Source organism: Methanosarcina horonobensis HB-1 = JCM 15518 (genome assembly GCF_000970285.1).
In the GTDB taxonomy this organism is placed as follows: Archaea; Halobacteriota; Methanosarcinia; order Methanosarcinales; family Methanosarcinaceae; genus Methanosarcina; species Methanosarcina horonobensis.
The window spans coordinates 4,257,362-4,279,053 of the sequence record NZ_CP009516.1 but is presented as its reverse complement, the minus strand read 5'-3'; the positions used below and the strand labels follow the sequence as shown (position 1 = coordinate 4,279,053).

19 protein-coding genes and 1 tRNA gene are annotated in these 21,692 nt (G+C 40.6%); 7 read left to right on the top strand and 13 right to left on the bottom strand.

Annotated features, from left to right (window positions below; genetic code table 11):
• Positions 1 to 29 precede the first annotated feature (29 nt).
• The 6 genes from MSHOH_RS18635 to MSHOH_RS25780 all read right to left on the bottom strand — a co-directional run bounded on the left by MSHOH_RS18635 (position 30) and on the right by MSHOH_RS25780 (position 5,927).
• Positions 30 to 1,058 carry a glycosyltransferase family 4 protein gene (locus MSHOH_RS18635; RefSeq protein WP_048141929.1) on the bottom strand — a complete coding sequence of 343 codons (1,029 nt, stop codon included), beginning with the start codon at positions 1,056 to 1,058 and terminating at the stop codon, positions 30 to 32.
• 50 nt (positions 1,059 to 1,108) lie between these two features.
• Positions 1,109 to 2,587, bottom strand: coding sequence for a B12-binding domain-containing radical SAM protein (locus MSHOH_RS18630; protein ID WP_048141927.1), 1,479 nt, complete (start codon positions 2,585 to 2,587; stop codon positions 1,109 to 1,111).
• A 3-nt stretch (positions 2,588 to 2,590) separates the two neighbouring features.
• A complete protein-coding gene (locus MSHOH_RS18625; protein ID WP_048141925.1) occupies positions 2,591 to 3,808 on the bottom strand; it encodes a glycosyltransferase in 1,218 nt (405 codons plus the stop codon).
• Positions 3,809 to 3,887: 79 nt separating this feature from the next.
• Positions 3,888 to 4,856, bottom strand: coding sequence for a glycosyltransferase family 2 protein (locus MSHOH_RS18620; protein ID WP_048141923.1), 969 nt, complete (start codon positions 4,854 to 4,856; stop codon positions 3,888 to 3,890).
• A 174-nt stretch (positions 4,857 to 5,030) separates the two neighbouring features.
• Complete coding sequence (locus MSHOH_RS18615; RefSeq protein ID WP_052730930.1) at positions 5,031 to 5,297, bottom strand: glycosyltransferase; 267 nt, start codon at positions 5,295 to 5,297, stop codon at positions 5,031 to 5,033.
• Positions 5,298 to 5,795: 498 nt separating this feature from the next.
• Positions 5,796 to 5,927, bottom strand: a complete 132-nt coding sequence (locus MSHOH_RS25780) for a hypothetical protein (RefSeq protein WP_275425540.1) — start codon at positions 5,925 to 5,927, stop codon at positions 5,796 to 5,798.
• Positions 5,928 to 6,073: 146 nt separating this feature from the next.
• Between MSHOH_RS25780 and MSHOH_RS18605 the strand changes: the two genes are divergently transcribed.
• Complete coding sequence (locus MSHOH_RS18605; RefSeq protein WP_048141921.1) at positions 6,074 to 6,634, top strand: ferredoxin domain-containing protein; 561 nt, start codon at positions 6,074 to 6,076, stop codon at positions 6,632 to 6,634.
• 212 nt (positions 6,635 to 6,846) lie between these two features.
• Here MSHOH_RS18605 and MSHOH_RS18600 read toward each other — a convergent pair whose 3' ends face one another.
• Entirely contained in the window at positions 6,847 to 7,185 is a 339-nt protein-coding gene (locus tag MSHOH_RS18600; RefSeq protein WP_048141919.1) for a helix-turn-helix domain-containing protein, read from the bottom strand.
• Positions 7,186 to 7,294: 109 nt separating this feature from the next.
• Entirely contained in the window at positions 7,295 to 7,891 is a 597-nt protein-coding gene (locus MSHOH_RS18595) for a helix-turn-helix domain-containing protein (RefSeq protein ID WP_048141917.1), read from the bottom strand.
• Between the two features lie 624 nt (positions 7,892 to 8,515).
• Here MSHOH_RS18595 and MSHOH_RS18590 point away from each other — a divergent pair.
• Positions 8,516 to 9,814, top strand: a complete 1,299-nt coding sequence (locus tag MSHOH_RS18590; protein WP_048141916.1) for an amidohydrolase family protein — start codon at positions 8,516 to 8,518, stop codon at positions 9,812 to 9,814.
• 196 nt (positions 9,815 to 10,010) lie between these two features.
• Here the strand turns inward: MSHOH_RS18590 and MSHOH_RS18585 are convergent, their stop codons facing one another.
• The 3 genes from MSHOH_RS18585 to MSHOH_RS18575 all read right to left on the bottom strand — a co-directional run bounded on the left by MSHOH_RS18585 (position 10,011) and on the right by MSHOH_RS18575 (position 14,976).
• Positions 10,011 to 11,273 carry a diaminopimelate decarboxylase gene (locus tag MSHOH_RS18585; RefSeq protein WP_048141914.1) on the bottom strand — a complete coding sequence of 421 codons (1,263 nt, stop codon included), beginning with the start codon at positions 11,271 to 11,273 and terminating at the stop codon, positions 10,011 to 10,013.
• Between the two features lie 112 nt (positions 11,274 to 11,385).
• Positions 11,386 to 13,140: a DNA polymerase/3'-5' exonuclease PolX gene (gene polX, locus MSHOH_RS18580; RefSeq protein WP_048141913.1), complete on the bottom strand. Its 1,755-nt coding sequence runs from the start codon at positions 13,138 to 13,140 to the stop codon at positions 11,386 to 11,388.
• A gap of 93 nt (positions 13,141 to 13,233) precedes the next feature.
• The gene (locus MSHOH_RS18575; RefSeq protein WP_048141911.1) at positions 13,234 to 14,976 is read right to left on the bottom strand and encodes an ATP-dependent DNA ligase; all 1,743 of its coding nucleotides are present in this window, start codon (positions 14,974 to 14,976) and stop codon (positions 13,234 to 13,236) included.
• Between the two features lie 212 nt (positions 14,977 to 15,188).
• On the opposite strand from MSHOH_RS18575, the gene MSHOH_RS18570 reads away from it, so the two are divergent.
• Positions 15,189 to 15,260, top strand: a tRNA-Gly gene (locus tag MSHOH_RS18570).
• Positions 15,261 to 15,311: 51 nt separating this feature from the next.
• On the opposite strand, the gene MSHOH_RS18565 is transcribed toward MSHOH_RS18570, so the two are convergent.
• Complete coding sequence (locus MSHOH_RS18565) at positions 15,312 to 15,719, bottom strand: PaaI family thioesterase (RefSeq protein WP_048141909.1); 408 nt, start codon at positions 15,717 to 15,719, stop codon at positions 15,312 to 15,314.
• Between the two features lie 311 nt (positions 15,720 to 16,030).
• Between MSHOH_RS18565 and MSHOH_RS18560 the strand changes: the two genes are divergently transcribed.
• The 3 genes from MSHOH_RS18560 (at position 16,031) to MSHOH_RS18550 (ending at position 19,323) form a co-directional block, all read left to right on the top strand.
• A complete protein-coding gene (locus tag MSHOH_RS18560; RefSeq protein ID WP_048141907.1) occupies positions 16,031 to 16,711 on the top strand; it encodes an alpha/beta hydrolase in 681 nt (226 codons plus the stop codon).
• A gap of 301 nt (positions 16,712 to 17,012) precedes the next feature.
• Entirely contained in the window at positions 17,013 to 18,074 is a 1,062-nt protein-coding gene (locus MSHOH_RS18555) for a hypothetical protein (RefSeq protein WP_052730929.1), read from the top strand.
• Positions 18,075 to 18,561: 487 nt separating this feature from the next.
• Entirely contained in the window at positions 18,562 to 19,323 is a 762-nt protein-coding gene (locus MSHOH_RS18550) for a potassium channel family protein (RefSeq protein WP_048141906.1), read from the top strand.
• A gap of 428 nt (positions 19,324 to 19,751) precedes the next feature.
• Here MSHOH_RS18550 and MSHOH_RS18545 read toward each other — a convergent pair whose 3' ends face one another.
• Entirely contained in the window at positions 19,752 to 20,420 is a 669-nt protein-coding gene (locus MSHOH_RS18545) for a ferric reductase-like transmembrane domain-containing protein (RefSeq protein WP_239451057.1), read from the bottom strand.
• 669 nt (positions 20,421 to 21,089) lie between these two features.
• Here MSHOH_RS18545 and MSHOH_RS18540 point away from each other — a divergent pair.
• Positions 21,090 to 21,350 (top strand): hypothetical protein, encoded by a 261-nt coding sequence (locus MSHOH_RS18540; protein WP_158024237.1) that lies wholly within the window; start codon positions 21,090 to 21,092, stop codon positions 21,348 to 21,350.
• Positions 21,351 to 21,692: the final 342 nt, after the last annotated feature.

Below are 21,692 nucleotides of genomic sequence, written 5' to 3'. Positions count from 1 at the left end.
ATGAATTTTTATATTAAGGGCAGTTAGATTCAAATCAAACCTTTCATATACAACTCAGATAATTCCTTAACACAATTCTTCCAGCTATAACTCTGCACTTTCTTCCTATTTTTAAGCCCCATTGAAACTGCAACTTCTTCATTATCAAAAAGATACGATATAGCATTCCTCAACTGCTCCACATCCCCCACATCCACCTTAAACCCCTCATAGTCAAGAGGGACTGTCGACACAACCGCACACCCCGAAGCCATAGCATCCAGAATCACTAGCCCGAAAGTTTCGGCAACCGATGGCAGGCAGAAAACCAGCGCCTTAGAATATAACTCCCTTAGCTCCTCATTGCTCACAAAACCCAGGAACTCAACGTTTTTAGGAGCCTCTTTCTTAATCCAGCCCTCTTCCTCGTCCCGGCCCGCGATTTTGAATTTTATGTGGGGCAGTTCCTTTGCTACTTGAATCAGGTAGGTGATTCCTTTCTGCTTTGAGAGCCTACCCACAAAGAGCACGTAGGGTTCCTTTTCACCTACGTAAAAGTTATCGTATTCAATGCCGGGATGGATTACAGTTGTTTGTTCTTTCGGAATCCCGACAGAAACACCTGCATCTCTCGCAAATTCACTGAAAAAGATTATTTTCTCGTAATCTCCAGAGACCTGGAACTTTTCTATGGCACGAGAGAGGTTCCCAAAAAAGGGGCCCCGCATGGAAAGCCATTTTTTGCCGTACATGCCGTGGACCATGCAGTAGACAGGCTTTTTTACCAGCTTGCCTGCCATCAGGGAAGGATAGCAGGCATTGTAGTTGTTTGACTGGATGAGGTCGAAGCCTTTTGCGTATTTTGCAATCCAGGGACCGGTCAGGTTCATGAAATAGCGGTTGACCGGGAACCTGATAGTGCGGATATTTTCATAACTCTCGATTTTTGGGTCACCTGTGGTCAGAACCGTAACATCGAAGCCTTTATCTATCATTCTTTTTACTATTTCATATGTAAGGAATTCGCCCCCACCGTGAAAATCGGGCATAAATATTTCGTGGGTGAATAAAACTTTCATGAAGTATCTCCGGGATGCAAAGATGGCAGGTTTTAACTTCCTTAATCTAATCAAACATTTGGCTCTTTGTCCCTGCCCAGGTATTTGAAGAAACCTTTTGCCGACGTTGCCATGTTCTTGAGTTCATGAACTCCGTCCTTCCTCATGATATTAGAGAATGCAACCGGAACGTAGGCAGGAGTCAGGTAATAGCCCTTCAGGGCTTTATCCACATAGTATTCGATATCCTCTTTTGTGAAATCGGGATAGGAAATTATGCATTTCTGGAACCCTTCGGAGTCCAGGGACTTTTCGATGTCGTCGACGAGCAGATAGCCGTTTTTGCTGGCAATATCGTGGAACTCGGTGCCAGGAATGGGTGTTGCGACCGAAAACTGGACGATATTGGGCTTTATCTCTTTGGCAAAGCGGATTGTCTGCTCGGCTGTGGCTTTCGTTTCCCCGGGCATGCCGAGGATAAAATCCGCAAGGATCATAAGGCCGGCTTTCTTTGCGTCTTTTGTAAACTGCCTGCTCTCCGCTGTTGTGATCCTTTTTTTCATGTTTTTAAGGATCTGGTCATTTCCGGATTCGTAGCCTACGTCGAGGAGTCTGCAACCTGCTACTTTCATCGCCTTCATGGACTCGTAATCTAAGTTTGCCCGGGCGTTACAGGACCAGGTAATGTCAAGGCCCCTTTCCCTGATTCCATTGCAGACATCAAGAATTCTTTTTTTGTCTGCAGTAAACGTATCGTCCTCGATGAAGATTTCCCTGACCTCAGGAAGCTCTGTTGAGATGTATTCAAGCTCGTCAACGACATTTTCCGAACTTCTTGCCCTGTATTTTCTGCCCATCAGGGTTGATGGCCAGGAACAGAACGTGCATAGGTTAGGGCAGCCGCGGCTTGTAAAGATCTGCACCATGGGGGCAAGGGTATGGCCCAGGAAGTAATCTTCCAAGTTGAGGTATTTTTTGTATGTTTTTGACACGAAAGGAATTGAATCGAGTTCTGAGGACTTGAGAAGTTCGCGGTCTGGAGTGCGGACAATTTTACCCCCTTCTTCTTCTTTGCCCTTCTTTTCAAAGGAAATCCCTCTAACATTTTCCAGAGATTTCCCATTTTCAAGGGCATCCGCGATATCCCTTATCGTAAAATCATACTCAAACCTTGTTACAATATCGGCTCCAGACTCCAAGATTCGTTCCGGGAACTGGGAAGTGGGAGGGCCCACGACGACCGATGTTGCTCCAGATTCGATCTTGATTTTGTTCAAAACTTCCAGGTCGTTTGTCAGGCTCTGGAAATTGCATTCCGAAATGATAACTTCAGGCTTGAATTTCCTGGCATCTTCTGATACAGCTTCGACATCCCATCCCCAAGCAGGCGCGTCCGCAAGCCTGATCTTATGCCCCTCTTCTTCAAGCACTCCGGCAGCATAAGCCAGCCAGATAGGATAATAGAGAGCTCCACCCCTGCATCTGGCAGCCCATCTAGAGCTGCGGCTGTACCGGGGAACAAATGGTGGGTTTAAAAAGTATACTTTCATTTTTTAACCTTCCTGAGTTAAAATATCCTGACGGGTTGAATCTGCACGCTCCCATAATACGGAATAATTATCGAAGATGAAATCAAACCATGCAAGTAGTATAAGATACTCGTTCAACAAAACATAATAAACAATTTTTGGAGTAGCTGAGATAGAGAATTTATACTTCGTTTTAGTGTTTTTTATAAATCCCGATTTTAAAAACATTAGTAAAATAAAAATTAAGATGAAAACACTTATGCTAATCATTAAATGAAAAACTATGACCTTCAAATCCCAGCTAAAAGCATACAGGAACAGGATAGATAAAAGCACAAATGGAGAAAACATTGTTAGCATTTTATGAGACGGAAAAATAACATATGTAAATAAACTGGGGTAAGTCAAAAAGAAGCGAATGTGCAGGAAGAAATTTTGGATAGTTCCAATACATATTCGCTTTCTCTGCTTAATCTGTTCCTCGGATGTGATTGCAGATAGTTCATAAACTGTTGCTTCAGGCTCATACTTAATTTTATAGCCTTTGGATCGAACCTGAATTGTCATATCCAGATCTTCGGATAACGTTTTTTTGTTGAAATTCATTAGCTCCTTCCTCCATGCACTTATTGTACCTATTACTGTAGAAACCGAATCCAGATATGATTCGCCTGAAAACATGATGGATTCGATTTCCCAGTAAAAAGCCTCTGAAGCCGGAAGAGCCCTATATGGGTTTGAGACGATGTACTTCCCGCTTACAGCACCAACTGAAGGGTCTTTAAAATGCGGCATTATTTCTCTAAGGGCAGATCTATCATAAAGTGAATTTGCATCAGTAATCAGAATGATATCACCCCTGGCATATTTCTGGCCAAGGTTAATCGCTGACGCCTTGCCATTTCTCTCATCTTCTTCAATCAGTTTAATAGATGGATTGGAAAACTTCGGACAGTTCGTAAAGCTTTCAACTATTGATGAAGTGTTATCTGTAGAACCTGAATTTATGACAAGAATTTCATACTTATTTCTAGGATAATCTAACTCAAGCAAATTCTTTAATCGACTGGCGATAACAGATTCTTCATTATAAGTTGCTATAAGAATAGAAACAAAAGGCTTGTAATTGTAATCCTTTTCGCAAGGCTTTGAAAAATAAGAAACAACAGCCGTAAATGCAGGATAACCCACAAATTGCCAAATAAATAAAAATGAGAGTAAATACAAAATTTCTATGACCATTTGAACCATCCTTCAGTTTTGAAGCAAATAAGAAATCGCAGTATTTTCAAGAAGAAAAGTCCCTTTTTAATAGTTTAGTTTAAGCCGCCTTCGTTTTCCTCGTAACAGCAGACACCGAATGCAACAATATTCCTGTCAGTGCCATAAAAGTCCCTATAATAAGTAAAATCATAATCATTGTAGGCCCGAAATCCAGATCTCTGCCAGGGGTAAATTCATACAGAAAATGAGCCCCTATATACAGTCCTCCCACATCAAGAGCAAGGCCAGGTGCTGTAAAATAATAAAGAGGCTTGTTAAATTTAATGTCTTTCAAAACCATGAAAAGGACACTTAAACCGTGTTTTATCGGACCTACAGTTGAGCAGTCAACGTCATAACGTACTCTGATTTCTACTTCCTTGATTCGCAGCCCGGACCTGCCTGCGTCGGCAAGCATCTCACTTTCTATTGCCATGCCCTGGGCATTGAAGCGGAAGATATTTTTTGTTGAAGCTGCAAAGGCACGGAACCCACTCTGAGAATCTGTTATTCTGAGGCCGGAGTTCATATTTGTGGCTGTATCGAGAACGGTCTGGCCGACACGACGGTAAATGGGTGTGTTTTTGTCATTGTGGCTTAAATAGCGGCTGCCGTTGACCATTTCAGCATAGCCGTCTCTGATGGGGGCTACCAGCCTTGGGATGTCGGAGGGGTTATGCTGGCCGTCCGAGTCCATAGTTACTATAATATTTGCACCCAGTTCGGCTGCGGCTTCAAATCCGGTCTTGAGAGCTGCTCCTTTGCCTTTGTTAACCTCATGTACAATCACGTGGGCGCCTGCGTTCCTGGCAATTGCAGCTGTGCGATCTGAACTGCCATCATCGACCACAATTACGTTGTCACAATGGTGCTTCGTAAGGAGGACTATGCTGCCGATGGAGACTTCCTCGTTGAAAGCGGGGAGGACCACGGTTATATTTTGAGAAAATGTATTCTTTACGTCTTGAATTTCCCCATTATTTAGTGTTAACCGAGTGTTCTTGCCCATAATCAGTTCATTATTCATTCAAATAACCCCCTAATGTTTTTTAGAGATTGATTAAATTAATGGCGTTTAACGGTATACTTTTCAGTAGAAGGGAACGCTTTTACCGTTGCCGTTTACGATACCTTGAGCCGACTATCAGGTCAAAACCGTTTTTCAGAGGATGAAGGAGTTTTGGATCTCATGATAATTGTGCTAGCTATTGGAATCTATAATAATCATGGAATGTGCTTCGAGTTTGCAGGCTATTTCAAAACAGTTTTTGAGAGCTTCACCGTGGCCTTTATTTGTTTCATGATGGTCTACGTAGGCACTTAAGGATTCAGTGAGCTCGATAGTGTTATCCAAGATACCGTCATCGACTACAACTACTTTGTCGACGTATTTTCTGCAGTCCAGAATTACGTTCGCGACTGATTCGGATTCGTTATAAGCTGGCATTGCATCGATTGTTAAAGCCATGATATACATCCATGATATTTTTTAGAACTTAACTGAAATTGCATAAAGAATGTTCAGCCTCCATATAGACGAAAATAATTTGAAAGGTAGCTGGAAGGATGAAATTACTACTTTAAATTCCACTATCACACTTTCTTTACAATGTAATACGCGGAAGAACTATATAAAATTATTTAGAAACTGATAATAAAATAATATATAAAGTAAAAGTCATACTAAAATAATATTTAAAATTAAAAATATGGCTTAAAATCATTAGGACTATACGCACTTGAAATACAAAATAAAGCACATAGACGTTATAGTTAAATATGAGTGTTAGATAGTCGAAGGTTTAACGCTATTGATTTCTAGTTTCAACTGAGTAAGTCCTATTTACTGAGCTCATCCCAAAAGCCATTTTTCACTTTTACTCATTTACAATTTCCAGAATTGTTTTCATGATATAGAACCAGACTTATTACTCTTAAAATAAAATTTAAGAGGCAAATTTTTCTTTTATTTCCTCAAAAGATTTCTCTCACTTTCAAGCGAGATAAGGATCTCTCTTCTCACGGTATTCTGAAGAATCTTGAGTCCGAATTTATGGTCTTCGGTCGGATTTCTCGTCAGTTTACCTTCACGTTTCATTCGCTCGAGTCATTCTTCTTTCTTTTTTGCAGCTTCTTCGGGAGTCCTACAAATCATTAATATATTGACTTGAATATGTAAATAAGTTCATAAACAGGCTCTTTTTCGGATTCACTTATAAATATCATAATTCCCAATTTCTTTCCATGAAACTGAACCCTGAAATCGAATCTATTGAAACGCTTGCAAAAATTATTCTTACCGCAGCCAGGACAGCCCCAAAGGGTAAAGGGATCGATGATATTGTGACCTGCCTCCTTTCTTCTGAAGAGAAATCCGAACTTGCCAGCAGGATGGAAGAACTGAGCGAGATTAAGGACCTTAAGTTTTTCATCAGGGATGCAAATAATGTAAGTGATGCGGATGCGATTGTCCTGATCGGCCTGAAAGCCTCCGGAGTAGCCGGCCTTGACTGCGGAGCCTGCGGATTTGAGACCTGCAAAAAGATGCTTGAATATGAGAAAGTACAGAAGGAGTTCTTCGGTCCTCAGTGCATGATCAAGTACCTTGACCTGGGAATTGCTGTGGGCTCGGCTGCTGCAAAGGCAAAAGACCTCTGCATTGACAATCGTGTCCTTTATTCTGCAGGTGCTACAGCCTGTTACTTCAAAATGATAGATGCAGATGTAGCTATGGGGCTTCCTCTAAGTGTGAAAGGAAAAAACATCTTCTTTGATCGGGAGTCCACTAGAAAAGTTGAAAAATAAAGTCTACAGTTTTAACTATTAAGTCTACTAAAGTCAGCTGATCGACATCAGTTTTAATATAACAAATAGGTGTAATACAACCTATTAAAAAAGAAAAAAACAATCGTTAGCTAATGGTTAACGAAAATTACTTAAGATAACTTTACTTATTAAATCTTAAACAAGATAGTTAATGATATTGTTTTGTCCAGGCTGAATGGTTATCTAAATTTTTATTTTTTCGATTCCACATTTTCCAGATAACCTTCTCCTCGAAGGGTTGGAATATAAAATATCTTTCCTTCTTCTTCCTTTTTTTCGATATAAAGAGCATCTTCCAGCATATTGAGGTGAAAATTTGCCATATGGTCATCCAGGTTGAATTTTTCTTTTATTCCCTCAAAGGATATCCTTTCACTTCCGAGAGAGACTAAAATTTCTCTTCTTAAGGTATTCTGGAGGACTTTAAGCCCGAATTTATGATCCTCTGTTGGGTTTCGCGTCAACTTACCTTCACGTTCCAGTTGTTCTAGCCACTCTTTTTTTCTTCTGGCATTCTCATCGGAGTCCATGTTCGATCACCTTTCCAAAAGCACTCATATTCCCGGTATTTGCCTGACCAAAGCTGCTCTTTTCTCAATCATATCGATTTTTTCCTATTATTAAAACTTAGTTAGGAAATTAAGAATCAAAAGGTACAACGTAAATTTCATCCCCAAGCTTCCGTCCTTTCACCAACTCACAATGTCTTAATATTGCAAGCTGGTTCATCGTTTCCTGAAGTGTGAGTCCAAAAAGTTGTGAGATTTTTTCGGGTGTAACTCCCCCTTCTTCCAGAATGAAATCAAAGATTTCTTTTTGCAATTCTGTAAGTCCTTCTGTCCCTACCAGCCCATGCTGCTTTCTGAAGAGTTTCATGGAACGCACCGCCATAGGGTCTGCAAATTTGATTTTTTGGTGCTCTTCCAGATAACAATCTTCACATATTGCCCTACCGTTTTCTTTAACGGATTCATTTCCCGGAGTTTCTTTGCCGCATCTCTGACATGTTATAAAATAGGGAATATTTTGATCTAGCTCCCTACAACCTGACTTATTTGTTTTTATCAGACCATGGAACTCAAAGTAGCCCACTATTTCATAAACTGTTGATCTGGATATCCCGTACCCTGATTTTGCCCTTTTGATTACATCACGAATATGGAAACCGCAGTCTACATGAGCTGCTTTGATGCATTCTAGGACCAAAATCTCTTCTTCGTCCAGTACAAGTTTCATTGAAGTCACCAGGATACGTGCTTATGCAGAAATAAATTTTAAGAAAGGAGGATTCAAAATCCGAGCTCTTAACTTTTAGCCAGATTGGAAATTCTAGAATAGCTTTTGTTATTCTATTAGTCTCTCTGTAATTAGAGATTATAATATAAGAACATATCGTTATTTATATATATCAAATTCTTTTTCAGATTAAAAAAATCCATCCATAGAGTAAAAAGAATTCGGTAGCTTATTAAGGGATTATCTTTTCAATTCTTAGAAAAATTCTGGAGCTTAAAGTCCCGTTCTTGAAAATCTGGACTGTGGAACCTGTGGGTTTAGGACTTGTGAAGAAATGCTTGAGTACGACAAGGTACAGAAAAGTTTCTCAACCCCAGGTATGATTAAGACCTATCCGGAACGTCAATAATGGCATGTTATAGAAGTTATAAAAGGTCATAATATCGAGTATTCTTTCAATTGTACATGTTACTTATTGAAAAAGTAATAATATACAATAACACTTCTCGGATAGGCCCTTAATTCTCAAGGCAAAATGACTCAGGATAACTTCTTTACCCGGTTTAATCTAATGCTGAGCACACTTTCTAAAAAATTAATTAATCACCTGACGGATATGATCATATGGCTGATATACTCATAAAAAATGCTTACGTTTTAACGATGGACCCGGATCTTGGTGACCTCAAAAACGGGACCGTTGTCATTGAAAACGGAAGAATTACGGAAATAGGAAAAGAAACGAACGAAAATGCTGAAACCATAATTGATGCAAAACATTCGGTAGTAATGCCAGGGCTTGTAAATACCCATACCCACGCAGCAACGACTCTTTTCCGGGGTTATGCCGACGATATGCAGCTTGCGGAATGGCTTGAGAGATGTATATGGCCTGCCGAAGCCAAAGTCACTGCCGAAGATATCTATAAAGGCAGCCTGCTTGCCTGCCTTGAGATGATCAAGTCAGGGACTACTTCTTTTGCAGATATGTACTTCTTTATGGATGAGACCGCAAAAGCTGTTGAGCTATCCGGGCTTCGGGCTTCACTTTCCCACGGCCTCACAGAGCTCGGGAATAAAGAAAAGGGAGATAACGACCTTAAGGAAGGCAGACGTTTTGTTCGAGCCTGGCAGGGAGCAGCAGAAGGCAGAATAGAAACGATGTATGGACCTCATGCCCCGAACACATGTTCTGAGGAATATCTGGCAAAGGTAAGAGAAGAAGCCAGCAGAGATGGAGCCAGAATCCATATACATCTCCTCGAAACCGAAGCCGAATTGACTGAAGTGAAAGAAAAGTACGGGAAGTGTTCGGTTCGCCTTCTGGACGATATAGGATTTTTAGGTCCTCATGTACTTGCCGCCCACTGTGTCTGGGTTTCAGACAGCGATATGGAAATTTTAAGAAAAAGGGGAGTCAATATTTCCCATAACGTCATAAGTAACATGAAGCTAGCTTCCGGGATTGCACCTGTGCATAAGATGCTCGAAAAAGGTATAAACGTTAGCCTTGGCACTGATGGCTGTGCTTCAAACAATAACTTGGACCTCTTTGAAGAAATGAAAACTGCTGCCCTGCTGCATAAAGTAAACACTTTCGACCCGACTGTCCTTCCTGCCAGGCAGGTACTTGAGATGGGTACGGTAAAGGGGGCAAAGGCTCTTGACCCGGAAACCGGTATGTTGAAAGCAGGAAAAAAGGCAGACCTGATCTTGGTGGACATGAGAAAACCGCATCTTACTCCCTGTTTTGATGTTGCATCCCACCTCGTGTACTCTGCTAAAGGAAGCGACGTCAGGACGACAATAGTAAACGGGAAAATCCTGATGGACGACTACAAAGTGCTTGCATTGGATGAGCAAAAAGTAATGGAAGAAACTCAAAAAGCCGTAGAAGAGCTTGTATCAAGAGTAAATATCTGATTAAAAAATGCCTGATATTAAGGAATATCCTCAGGAATACCAGACATTAAAATAATACTTTTCGGATAGGCTCTTAGTGGTAAAAGTATAAAACTACTCTAAAGAAAAAGTTTGTTCAGGTGTAGCAGTTGAAACTTTATACTACTCACCTATCATAGACTATTTTTAAATTTCAGTGTTTTTACTGAAGTGTCTCTCACTTGAACTCTTTCAGGGCTTCAAAATCAAGAGTTGCAAAGTAGTCTTCAATAGTTTCGGCTCTCCTGATTTGTACAACGCTTCCGTCTTCTCTAAGCAGGAGCTCGGCAGAGCGCAGTTTTCCATTATAATTGAAGCCCATCGCATGCCCGTGCGCGCCCGCATCGTGAATTGCCAGGATATCTTCGATTTCTACTTCCGGGAGCATCCTGTCAATTGCGAATTTGTCGTTGTTTTCGCAGAGGGAGCCTGTCACATCATATTTATGGACAGGAGCTTTCTTTTCTTTTCCGAGCACGGTTATATGGTGGTAAGCTCCGTACATTCCTGGACGCATAAGGTTTGCCATGCAGGAATCCAGGCCCACGTAGTCCTTATAAGTGCTTTTTAAGTGCCTGACCTGTGAAATCAGGTAGCCGTAGGGACCTGTGATAACCCTGCCGCATTCGAGATATACTTTGAGAGGGGCAAGCCCATTAGCTGTAATGGTGGCATAATAAGCCTCTTTTACACCTTTTGCTACAGCTTCAAGGGAGACCGGTTCCTGCTCGGGTCTGTATGGGATGCCTATTCCTCCTCCGAGATTTACGAACTCGAACCGGATTCCAAGTTCCTTTGAGATCTCAACTATAAGTTCGAAGAGAATCTTTGCAGTTTCAACGAAGTAATCGGGGTTAAGCTCATTCGAGGCAACCATTGTGTGCATCCCGAAGCGCTTTACGCCTTTGTCCCTGAGGATCCTGTACCCTTCAAGCATCTGTTCCCGAGTAAAACCGTACTTTGCTTCTTCCGGTTTTCCGATGATAGCATTTCCTTCTTTCAGGGGTCCCGGATTATATCTGAAGCACACTATCTCAGGGAGTCCTGCGTATTTTTCCAGGTAAGAGATGTGGCTGATATCGTCAAGGTTGATAAAGCCGCCAAGTTCCTTTGCTTTTAGAAACTCTTCAGACGGCGTATCATTGGAACTGAACATAATATCATCGCCGGTCATTCCTGCTTTTTCCGCAAGGATCAACTCCGGCAGGGAACTGCAGTCTGCCCCGAAGTCTTCTTCTTTAAGGATTTTAAGGATGAAGGGGTTGGGAAGAGCTTTTACGGCGAAAAACTCCTTGAAGCCGGGGACGTCTTTAAAAGCTGATTTCATTCTTCTGGCGTTTTCCCGAATGGCTTTCTCATCGTAAATATGAAAAGGAGTGGGATATTTCTCCATTATTTTCAGGATATCTTCTTTTGTGAAGGGTAGGTCCTTTGAAACCATTATCTTAACCTTTTGCCTGATTTTTATTTAATCGGTTTTACATCAATTTGAACTTTTATTCCTTTATTAGTTTTTCCTCTATCTCAGGCATGGAGAAAATTGATTATTCCTGTCAGTCTCTGAGTTTTTTGAAAACTCCCTTAAGCTTCGAGTACGGGTATGTATTTACAACATCTTCTTTTTCAAGCCAGCCTCTTCTTGCCTGCCCGAGCCCGTAACGCATAGAAGTCAGATCCGATACGGCATGGCTGTCCGTTGAAATGCAGAATTTCAGTCCATAATCCTTTGCCCTGAAAATAAGCTCATCATTAAGATCAAGCCTTGAAGGCTGGCAATTAATCTCCATCACTTTCCCGTTTGCTGCTGCCGCCTCAAACACCTTTCCGAAATTAACCGCGTAAGCCTCCCTTTTCCCGAGCAGCCTGCCTGATGGGTGGGCAAGTATGTCAAGGTGCCTGTTTTCAAGAGCAGTAACTATTCTTCCTGTCATCTCTCTTTCCGATACTGCAAAGCCCGAATGCACAGCTCCGACCACAACGTCAAGCTCTTTAAGGATTTCATCGGGATAGTCAAGACTTCCGTCTTTAAGAATCTCAACTTCCGAACTTCTGAGGATTTTCATTCTGAAACGTTTTGACATCTCTTCGATTTCTTTCCACTGAGCTTTCATAGTTTCGATTTCCATCCCGTTTGCAATTTTCTGAGAGCGCGAGTGGTCTGTGATAGCAATGTATTCATATTCCATAGCTTCGGCTTTTTTTATCATTGTCTCAAGGCTTTCTGCCCCTTCACTGTACTTTGTATGCATATGCAGATCTCCTCTGAGGTCTTCTGCATCCACAAGTTCAGGCAGGGCATTTTTTGCTGCAGCTTTGATTTCTCCTCTGTTCTCTCGGAGTTCAGGTGCAATATATTTAAGCCCGAGCTTCCTGTAGATTTCTTCTTCACTTCTGCCTGCAACCTGTTGTCCTGAATCTTTGGAGTATAGCCCGTACTCGGAAAGCTTGTAACCTTCTCTGAGGGCAATATTTCTGAGTTCTATGTTATGTTCCTTTGAGCCCGTAAAATACTGGAGAGCTGCCCCATAACTTTCAGGAGGGACTATCCTCAGGTCTATGCCGAATCCTTCCTTGATGATCACACTGCTTCTGGTCTTGCCTTTTGAGACAACCTGCCCTACTTCTGGAAGGGAAACAAAGGCATTCATCATCCCCCCTGCGTCTCTTTCTTTCGCTTCTGCAAGGATATCAATGTCCCCTATAGTCTCTTTTAGCCTGCGAAGAGATCCTGTATAGATGATCTTCGAGAGGTCAATATCTGGAGTTCTTATCCTCAGTTCGGTTTTCAGGGCAGATATGATTTCTTCGGCAAGCGGAAGTGCTTTTCCAAGTGGAATTCTGGAGTGGCTTTTTTCATAGTTTTCAATTGCTCTGGCGATATTTTCTTCGCTTTTCTCTCCGAAGCCTTCAAGTCTCCTGAGCCTGTGAGTACTAACCGCGTCTTTCAGGTCTGAAATGGTTTTTATTTCAAGTTCATCGGCAAGCTTTTTCATTTTTTTTGCCCCAAGCCCTCTGATCTCCATCAGTTCGGTGGTGCCTGAAGGAGCTTTTCCTTTCAGTTCTTCAAATTTTTCTACTTTCCCTGTTTCCAGGTATTCGGCTATATGGTCGGCAATGGACTCGCCTACGCCAGGAATCTCTGTCAGCCCCTTTTTTCCTTCTCTCTCGTAGACTTTTTCAATGTCCTCGCCAAAGTTTTCTATGTTCTGAGCTGCCCTTCTGTAGGCTCGCGGTTTCCACTCGATCTGCTGAAACTCCATAATATCAGCAGTTTCATACAACAACTCGGCAATCTCGCGGTTTCTCAATGGCTCCCCACTCCTTTTCAGTATTTTTTTCGCTCCTTTTCAATATTTTTCCTTATACTCTATTTTTTTCTTTTTTCGTTATCCTGCCAGCGTTCAAACTCCTTCCTTCAAGTCCCTTACTTCCTTAACTGTCATGGCATCATAGGGAGCTTTATCGTACCGTATGCGTAAGAAACGGGGAAAACGCAGTGCTAGTCCTGTTTCTTCAGTTCCTTCTCCTGCCGTATGCCCTGGACTGTTTGTGATCTCCGAGCCAAGGACTTCAATAACTACGGCCGGCTCTATGAAGATATCAGGAAGCATTCCTTTTTTTATGGAAACATTCTTTGGAGCTTCACTGACTATATGGGCTGAAAGCAGGCGGTTGATTTCTTCTGCATCTGCTTCGGTAAAACCCGTACCCACTTTTGTCAAAGTTTCAAACCGCTGTTCTTCTTCATTCAGGACCGCACAGAGAAGAGCACCAAATGATCCTTTCCTTCTTCCTCTTCCGTAATAGCTTCCTACAACTACGAGATCAAAGGTCTCTCTCATCCCTTCCGAATACTCCTGTTTCCATTTGAACCAGAACCAGCTTCTTTTTCCTGCTTCGTAAACAGATTTGCTGCTCATTGATTTGACTACGATCCCTTCAAGCCCTTTTTCGACGGTTTCGTTAAAAAAGTCCTCAATTTCCTCAATGTTTTCCGTAACAATTCTTCTTGCCAGATGGACTATTCCTTGCTCAACAACATTCATTTCAAGCAGGGCTCTTCTTTCAGGGTAGGGTTTCTTCATAAGGGACTCTCCATTCAGGTAAAGGATATCAAAAAAGAAAACTGCAACAGGACATTTCTCCCGGTACTTTTCAATCTCATACTTTCTGCGCCTTTGCATAAGATTTTGAAAAGGGTAAAATTCTTCTATCCGATTACAGTCCTTTTCAAATTCTACATATGCAACTATTTCTCCATCAATCACGATTTCTTCCGCAGGTACACTTCTTCTAACCTCTTCAATAACATCAGGGTACTGGGCAGTGATATTTTCAAGCCTTCGGGAAAAAGCTTTGATTTCATCCCCGGTTTTGTGGATCTGCACCCTCTCGCCGTCATATTTCTCTTCGGCTGCTTTTTTTCCTTGAATCCTTGACTCGAGTTCTTCAAAACTTTCAACACGCTGGGAAAGCATTGACTTCACGGGTCTTCCGGGTTTTATGGAGAAAAATCCTGTAGCTCTGGCTCCGTGCTCTGCAAGGGTTTTTGCAAGCTCCCCTATATCCGTACAGACACCGTAACTTTCTTTTATTTTTCCTGCGTGCTTTTTGTCCCCTGTAAAGGCAATAGAAAATGCTTCGAGCAAAAACTGGTCCCCAAATCCCAGCCTGAGCCTTCCGAGTACAAGCCTTACTATATATTTCCCTTCTTCAGATGTGGCTTTCTGCAGGATGTCCGAAAGAAGTCCTGTCTTTTCCTCCTGACTACCTTTGCCTGAAGCTTCTTTTATTTGTTGAAGCCTTTGAAAAACATCCTCAATGGTCAGGAAAGCCTCTTTTTCTCTATTTAATTCAAAAGCCACATCTCCCAGGTCTCCTGTTCTGGCATACCTCTTTTCGACCTCTCCTTCGGGAACTCCGTAAGCACCTGCAATGGCTCTTACGGCAAGCCTGTCCTTGATTCCCAGTGTTATGTTCTCAAAGGCAGGTCCTGTACTACCAAGAAAAAGGTAAGCACTGTCCTTCACCTCGTCCCCTTTGAGCCCGCTGAAAAACTCAGCAATTTTCCTTACAATTTCCTTATGGGACGTGATCTTTTCAAGCTCCTCAAAAAGCTCTGCAAGCTCTATAAATCGCGCCATTGCCCCCTCCCCGAAAAAGCCGTTTGAAATTTTCTACAATAATTATTCCCTGCCCCGGTGTTTATCGCTTTGCACCCTCAAGTTTCAAAAACAGAAATCCCATTCCCGTAGAGGGCAAACCCGTGATCTCAGTTATTTTCTCACTTTTACCGAAAACTTTAATATCTAAAAGATGCATGAGAAGAATACACAGCAGTTCTTTAAGACTGTGTGCGACTGTGGTTTAGTGGCTATGACCTGAGCTTCCCAAGCTTAGAACCCGGGTTCGAATCCCGGCAGTCGCATTATTTTTTTATTTTGATCGCTGTTTACGGCAGAACTTTAATTTCTGAGGTTTAAGCCTCAGAAAAATCAAGTGAAAACTTTTTTCTGTAGACCATCCCCTGAAAAGTTGCTACAAGGTCTCCCTCGTCATCAATGATGTTAACAGTATATGTGGCAATTTTAGGGTTTATTGAAGTTTCATTTGCCTCGGCTGTAAGTGTTCCGTTCAGCGCAGCTTTTACAAAAGAGATGTTCGCATTGATGCCGACTGCAGCAGTGCCGTGTGCATTTGAGGCTGCTGCAAAAGCAAGGTCTGCAAGGGTAAATAATGCTCCTCCCTGAACTGCCCTTAATGCGTTCCGGTGCTTTTCTTCGATTTCCATCCTGGCTTTTGCATATCCCGGTGAAACTTCCAGCAGTTCTATTCCAGTATTTGCAGCGAATTTATCTTTTTTAAAGAACCGTTTGAGGTCTTCCATAAAATTTCTCCTGTAGTTGTCAGTAGAATCATATCAGTAAAATCACTTCTCATTTGCCATATTTTTAATTAAAGTTATGCCTTTCGGGCGCATTTGAAAAAGCATTTTGTCCTTTTTTCTTTCCGCAGATTCCTGTTTTGCCTCATTTTGTCCTTCATTTATTTTTGATGTTTACTCTCAAGCTGATTTTTATGTATGGTTTTCGAAAACTCGTTTTCTATCTCATCTTTTAACACCGGTTTTGCTACCTATTACTGAATAATTTAACACTACCCACAAATGCCTAATAAGCCGGAGTTTTAGATTCATTTATGTCTGGAAGAAAGAGGACCGAATTCGGAGATGAGGTACTGGAAGCTGATATTCTTAGTATGAAAAAAGAACCTGGAGACGGTTTTGAATCCGTTATAATAGACACAAGCCGCGGAAAGGTTGAATGCCGTTATTATGCAGCAGAAGGTACAGATAAAGCAGTGGTCATGGTTGGGGGAATCGGAGGAGGCTTTGATACGCCTGCAAACGGCCTTTACCCCCGCTTGTGTATGGATTTGCTGGACTCGGGAATAAGTTCGCTAAGGGTCAGGTTCAGGTATCCTACCGATCTGGCAGAAGCCGCAATGGATGTACTTGTAGGAATTGAGTTCTTGAAAGGTGAAGGCATTACCGGGTTTGGGCTGATAGGTCATTCTTTTGGAGGCGCTGTGATTGTTCAGGCTGCACATAATGAGAGTACTGTGAGAACCGTAATTACCCTTTCAACTCAGAGTTTTGGGATTAGCCCGATATCCAGTCTTGCAGAAGGAGTTTCAGTACTCCTGATTCACGGGGACGAGGATGAAACACTGCCGTCAGGAAGTTCGGTATATGCATATTCCATGGCGCATGAACCAAAAAAACTCACAATATACGAAGGGGCAGGGCACGGCCTTGCAGAAGTTTCGGATGAAGTCTATGAGGAGATAATGAACTGGATTAAAGATTCTCTGAAATAAACTTTTATCTATCGTTTAGATTTTCTATTTTTTAAGAAATTTGGTTTACAAAGTTTCGCGATTGAGATTCTTATATAATGATCTCAAGTATAAATAAACGTTATTTATTGATTAATAGGGCTTTCAAAACACTTACCGATTATGGAATTTTAATTAACCCTCTGTAGAGTTAAATAGAGATTAAGTATTTATAAATTCCGTCTTTATTATTAAATTGTTTATTATTAAAACGACTTTTATTTAATTCGGATACCAGAAATATAATTGACCAATGGTCAAACTTTCAAACGGGGGGTAAAGAATGAAAATGAAATTAATAATTCCTCTGCTAGCACTATGTCTAACCCTGTCTGTTGCGTCCGTGGGAGCACAAGCAAATATGCTCGGAAACGTGAGTGACGTAAACGTAATCATGACCGGAGACATTTCTGAAACCATTACATGTAGTATAACCGGAAATGCAGTTATGGTTGAAGAAATGGGTAACGCTACGGACAATATGACTAATGCGACCGGTAATATGACTAACGCCACCGATAATATGAGTGCTACCGAAAACATGACACTTGATGTGACCGGGAAAATAATTCTGATCAAAGACCTGGGTAATATGACCGAAAAAGCGGTTATGATCGGAAGTGTGGATGATATGCCCGGAAAAGTGATCATTTTCGGTGAGAAGGAAAATATGACCGAAGATATGAGTAACGTTTCTGAAGTCATGGGTGATATCACCAAAAACATGACCGTATTCATGGTCGGAAATATGACTGGAGAAATCATGTTAAACAAAACGGAAGGCATGGAAAACATGACCGAAAGTATGGGTAACATGACCGTAGTCATGAGTGGAAATATGACTGGAAACGTAACAGGTGATATGACCAAAAAAGTAGTTATAATCAAAAACATTGGTGACATTACCGAAATGGTTGAAAAAATGTGTAATATTACCGAAATGGACAGTAACATGACGGCTAATATGTCTATGCCTGAACCCATGCAATGCAGCCTGACCGGGAAGGCGGTTATAGTCAAAAGCATGGATAACATGACCGAAATGGAAGAAGACATGAGTGATCTGGTCTTGATGGATGCAAATAAGGCTGTAATCGGAGACATCCAGGACATGACTAAAATGGACGAAAAAATGGATGAAGGCATGTCCGGCATAACCGGAAAGATGGTTATAATCAAAAACCTGGATGATTCAATTAGAATCATGACCAAGACAATTAAATGTGAATTTAATCAAAGCACGACTACTATCCAAGGCATGAAGGGCATGACAGAAGGCATGGATAACATGACCGAAGATATGAATATGACCGAAGACATGAATAACATGACTGAAGACATGTAAGTACTGGACAATAGAGTCATTGGTCAATAAGAAATATTTGTGTAATGAAGTGTGACAAAGGAATATGTAATCAACTTTTGATTACTAAGCTGGTTTAAAAGCAGAGACTGCAAGCTTGTAGCTTTATAGTTTGCAGCTCTTTACTCTTTTTAGCTGTTCTGGAAGCCTTTTTTCTATCCTGTGTTTCTTGATACCCATAGACGGTTCTCTTACCAGCTTGATTCGACTCTTCCCGAATTTAAAGGTTAAACACAACCCTTCGATTTGATAAGTCTTTAAAATATGTATTCTAAGAGATTTCCGATCTGTTTATGAGTCACTCCTATAAGGTTGCAGTAAAATTAAGTAAACATACTTTTATAGACAAATTTCCAAAAAATCTGCTTGTTTTGAAAATATGTCCAGCCTTTCGCATAGTTAAATAAAGAGTAAGTATCTATAAATTCAGCCTTTATCTTTTCATGTTAATTAAGGCGAGAAGAAGCTTATGGACAAAGAACGGGCTTATCAGGAACGAACAGAGTTACTGTACCAGATTAACGAGCTTTTAGATTTTCCTCTCCTTCTTCTGTCAATTGTATGGCTGATTCTTATTGTTATTGACTTTGTTTACGGGCTCTCCCCATTTTTACGAAGAGCAAACGACGTTATCTGGAGTATGTTTATAGTTGATTTTTTTGTTGAACTGTATATCGCTCCGAAAAAAAAGGCTTATTTAGAGGAAAACTGGCTTGTTGCTCTTTCTTTATTTCTGCCTGCGCTGCGGATATTAAAAATATTTCGCGGATTCAGACTATTTAAATTTTCGAATTTTATCCGGTCTTTTAATCTTGCCAGAATTCTTTCTTCATTTAACAGGAGTATAAGGACTGTCAGGAAAGCAGTGAAACAGAGAGGCCTGGAATATGTCCTGATCCTTACAGCTCTGGTGACTTTTATCGGGGCAGCAGGGATGTATTATTTTGAGTACCCCGGCCTTAAATCATATGGAGATGCTTTCTGGTGGACAGCAATGATTATGACAACAATAGGAAGCGATTATTGGCCAAAAACTGCTGAAGGAAGAGTTCTGACCTTTTTGTTATCCGTCTACGCCTTTGCAATCTTTGGATACATAACTGCAGCTATTGCCAGTCTTCTTGTGGGAAAAGAAAAGGAAGCATCTTCAAAAGAGATTTCGGAGCTGCGTAAGGAAGTGCAGCGGCTCTCCAGTGAAATAAGCAGGTTTTCGGAACTGGAAAAAAAATAACTTTAAGTTTTCTCTCACAAATAAAGACCTTTGTTAAATTTTGTCGGATATCCATATCCATATTCTTATTTTTCAAGCTTCATCAGGAACTTTAAATAACCTTATCAGCCCGATAAAGGCTACAATGGCCTGTTCCTTCAAAGATCATAAAAGGTAAGTAGTCAATAGTATCGAAACATAGCATGACAGCCCTGCACCGACCACATTTAGCACTATATAGGTCTTTGTGTCCTGCATTAAGATTTGAAGATATTGAGGAGAAAAGCCAGTAGCAATATAGTACCTCTATTGAGCCTGCTACAACTGAAAATTCAACTCTGGGCGGGAATATTTCTTATTTGGAATATTTCTTATTTATATGTCTCTTTTCCGATCCTTGTTCAGAAAAAAATAATATTTTGTAAATGCACAGCTCTCTGTTTTTTAACTTAACTATTTCTATTCTTTCGGGTTTTTGTCTTTGCCCCCAATCTCTTATGTATAAAAATACCTGTTACAGTAGCTGCCATCACAAGTGTAAGTATTCTCATTATCTCCAGTTTAAAGTCGCTGCCTATCAATAAAGCATGAGCTGAGACAAGTAAAAAAGCCAGGTAACTGAGGTAATGTACCTTCTTCCAGTTTCTATACTTTTTCCTGTACAGGGCAATGCCGGCAGCCAGCAGGAAGAGATAAATTGCTGTCTTGCCTCCAAACATTAGAAACCTGTTTACAGGATAAAACTCAGGCAAAAAAATTCTGAATCCCTGTCCTCCGATGGCAAGAGCTAGTGGATGAATCAGGATTAGAAGGATCCCAATCCTTGCCAGATGATGGTGAGCTTTTAAAAAAGGCAGTCCTGATATTTTTCTCATTTTAGCCATATATTCAGAACTGAGTATTGAAAGGAAAATAGTCAGATAACCAAATGTTGCTGCAAACCGGGCTACCATCCTTAGGGGTTCCCCGGGCCTCTGCAGAAGAAGATACGCTATAAAAAGGACTATAACCAGAATTATTCCATAGATTAAGTAAAACTTCTTATTTGATATTTTTTTGTCTGACATTCCTTTATCTGATTTATGGCCTTTTTCTTTTCCGTCAGCATCTTTACTCAAAACTATCCCTCTGAGTAATATTGCCATTCTTATCATAATAGTAATTCGCTAGAATATTTCAATCACCAAAAATTCACTATAATTTCCTTATGATGCTCTTGTCTTTGGTGAGAACTAACTTTATATGGTTATTTTTTTAAATATCTTTACTCGCACAAGATTAAATTCAGTTAAAAGAATTTTTTCCTCCTTTTGTTTTTCTTATTTTCCCTTATTATTTTTTTCTTATTCTTCCCTTACTGTGTTCTTAAGTAAGCTTTATTTTTTATATTTTTTCAGGGCATTTTTTGGTTGAAAAATATACAGTAAATATATTCAGATTCGGTGATAAATATTATATAATGTTTTGACGAAACGGCTATCAAATATATATAAAAAAATTTATATTTTTGTATATTTTCTTTCCTAATTTATATTTCTCCATATATTATATAATTCTAATACTTATTTTGTGTTGGATACAATTTGTTGATACATGTCGAAATCACTTTCATATGTACATAGTAGGTGTAATACCTGTCAGTTAATTATCTAGGTTTATTATCAGATTATTAATTGGCATACAATTATTACACTGTTTCTTCACATATGGAAGCTGAGATCTAAAAGTCAACAAATCTTAAATTGTATCGAAAATAAGAAAATTTTGGAGGGTATAAATCAATGGAAATGAGAAAGGTACTAGGTATTTTCCTGGCAGTCCTTTTCGTAGCGTCACTGACAGCTACCTCGGCAAGTGCCGGGGATGACTGGTGGGGAGACTGTGGCTTTGGAGACGGCTGGTTCCCAGGCAAATGGTTTGACTGGGATAGGGGGGGAGACTGCTGCGATCCCTGCATTAAAGTGTTTAACCTAAGAGGTGCCGTCTCAGAAGTCAACAAATGCAACCTCGGCTGCGGTGGCTTCGGCGGCTTCGGCAACTGGTGGTAAAGTAAAGTACATAAACGTAAGGCTAGAATAACAAGCAGAAAACCAATAAAGACTTGTTCGTACGGTCCTGCGTTATTAAAGGGGCAATAACTCTTAGCCTCCAGTAACATGTAATATAGGTCTTATAGGTCTCTCATGTTAGAACTTAAGCACTTGATCGGAAATTAAGCATGAACAAATCTGTTATAAATACTGTATTTTAGCAGTTTGGAGTTCTATGCTGCAAGTTTTTAAGTTCAACTACGTGAGTCCTGTGGAGTGCTGACTGATATTCATCAGAATGGGCCGATGAACTGGTCTAATTTCTATTTTTTGTGTTTGATAATGTCTCAGTTTTTGATA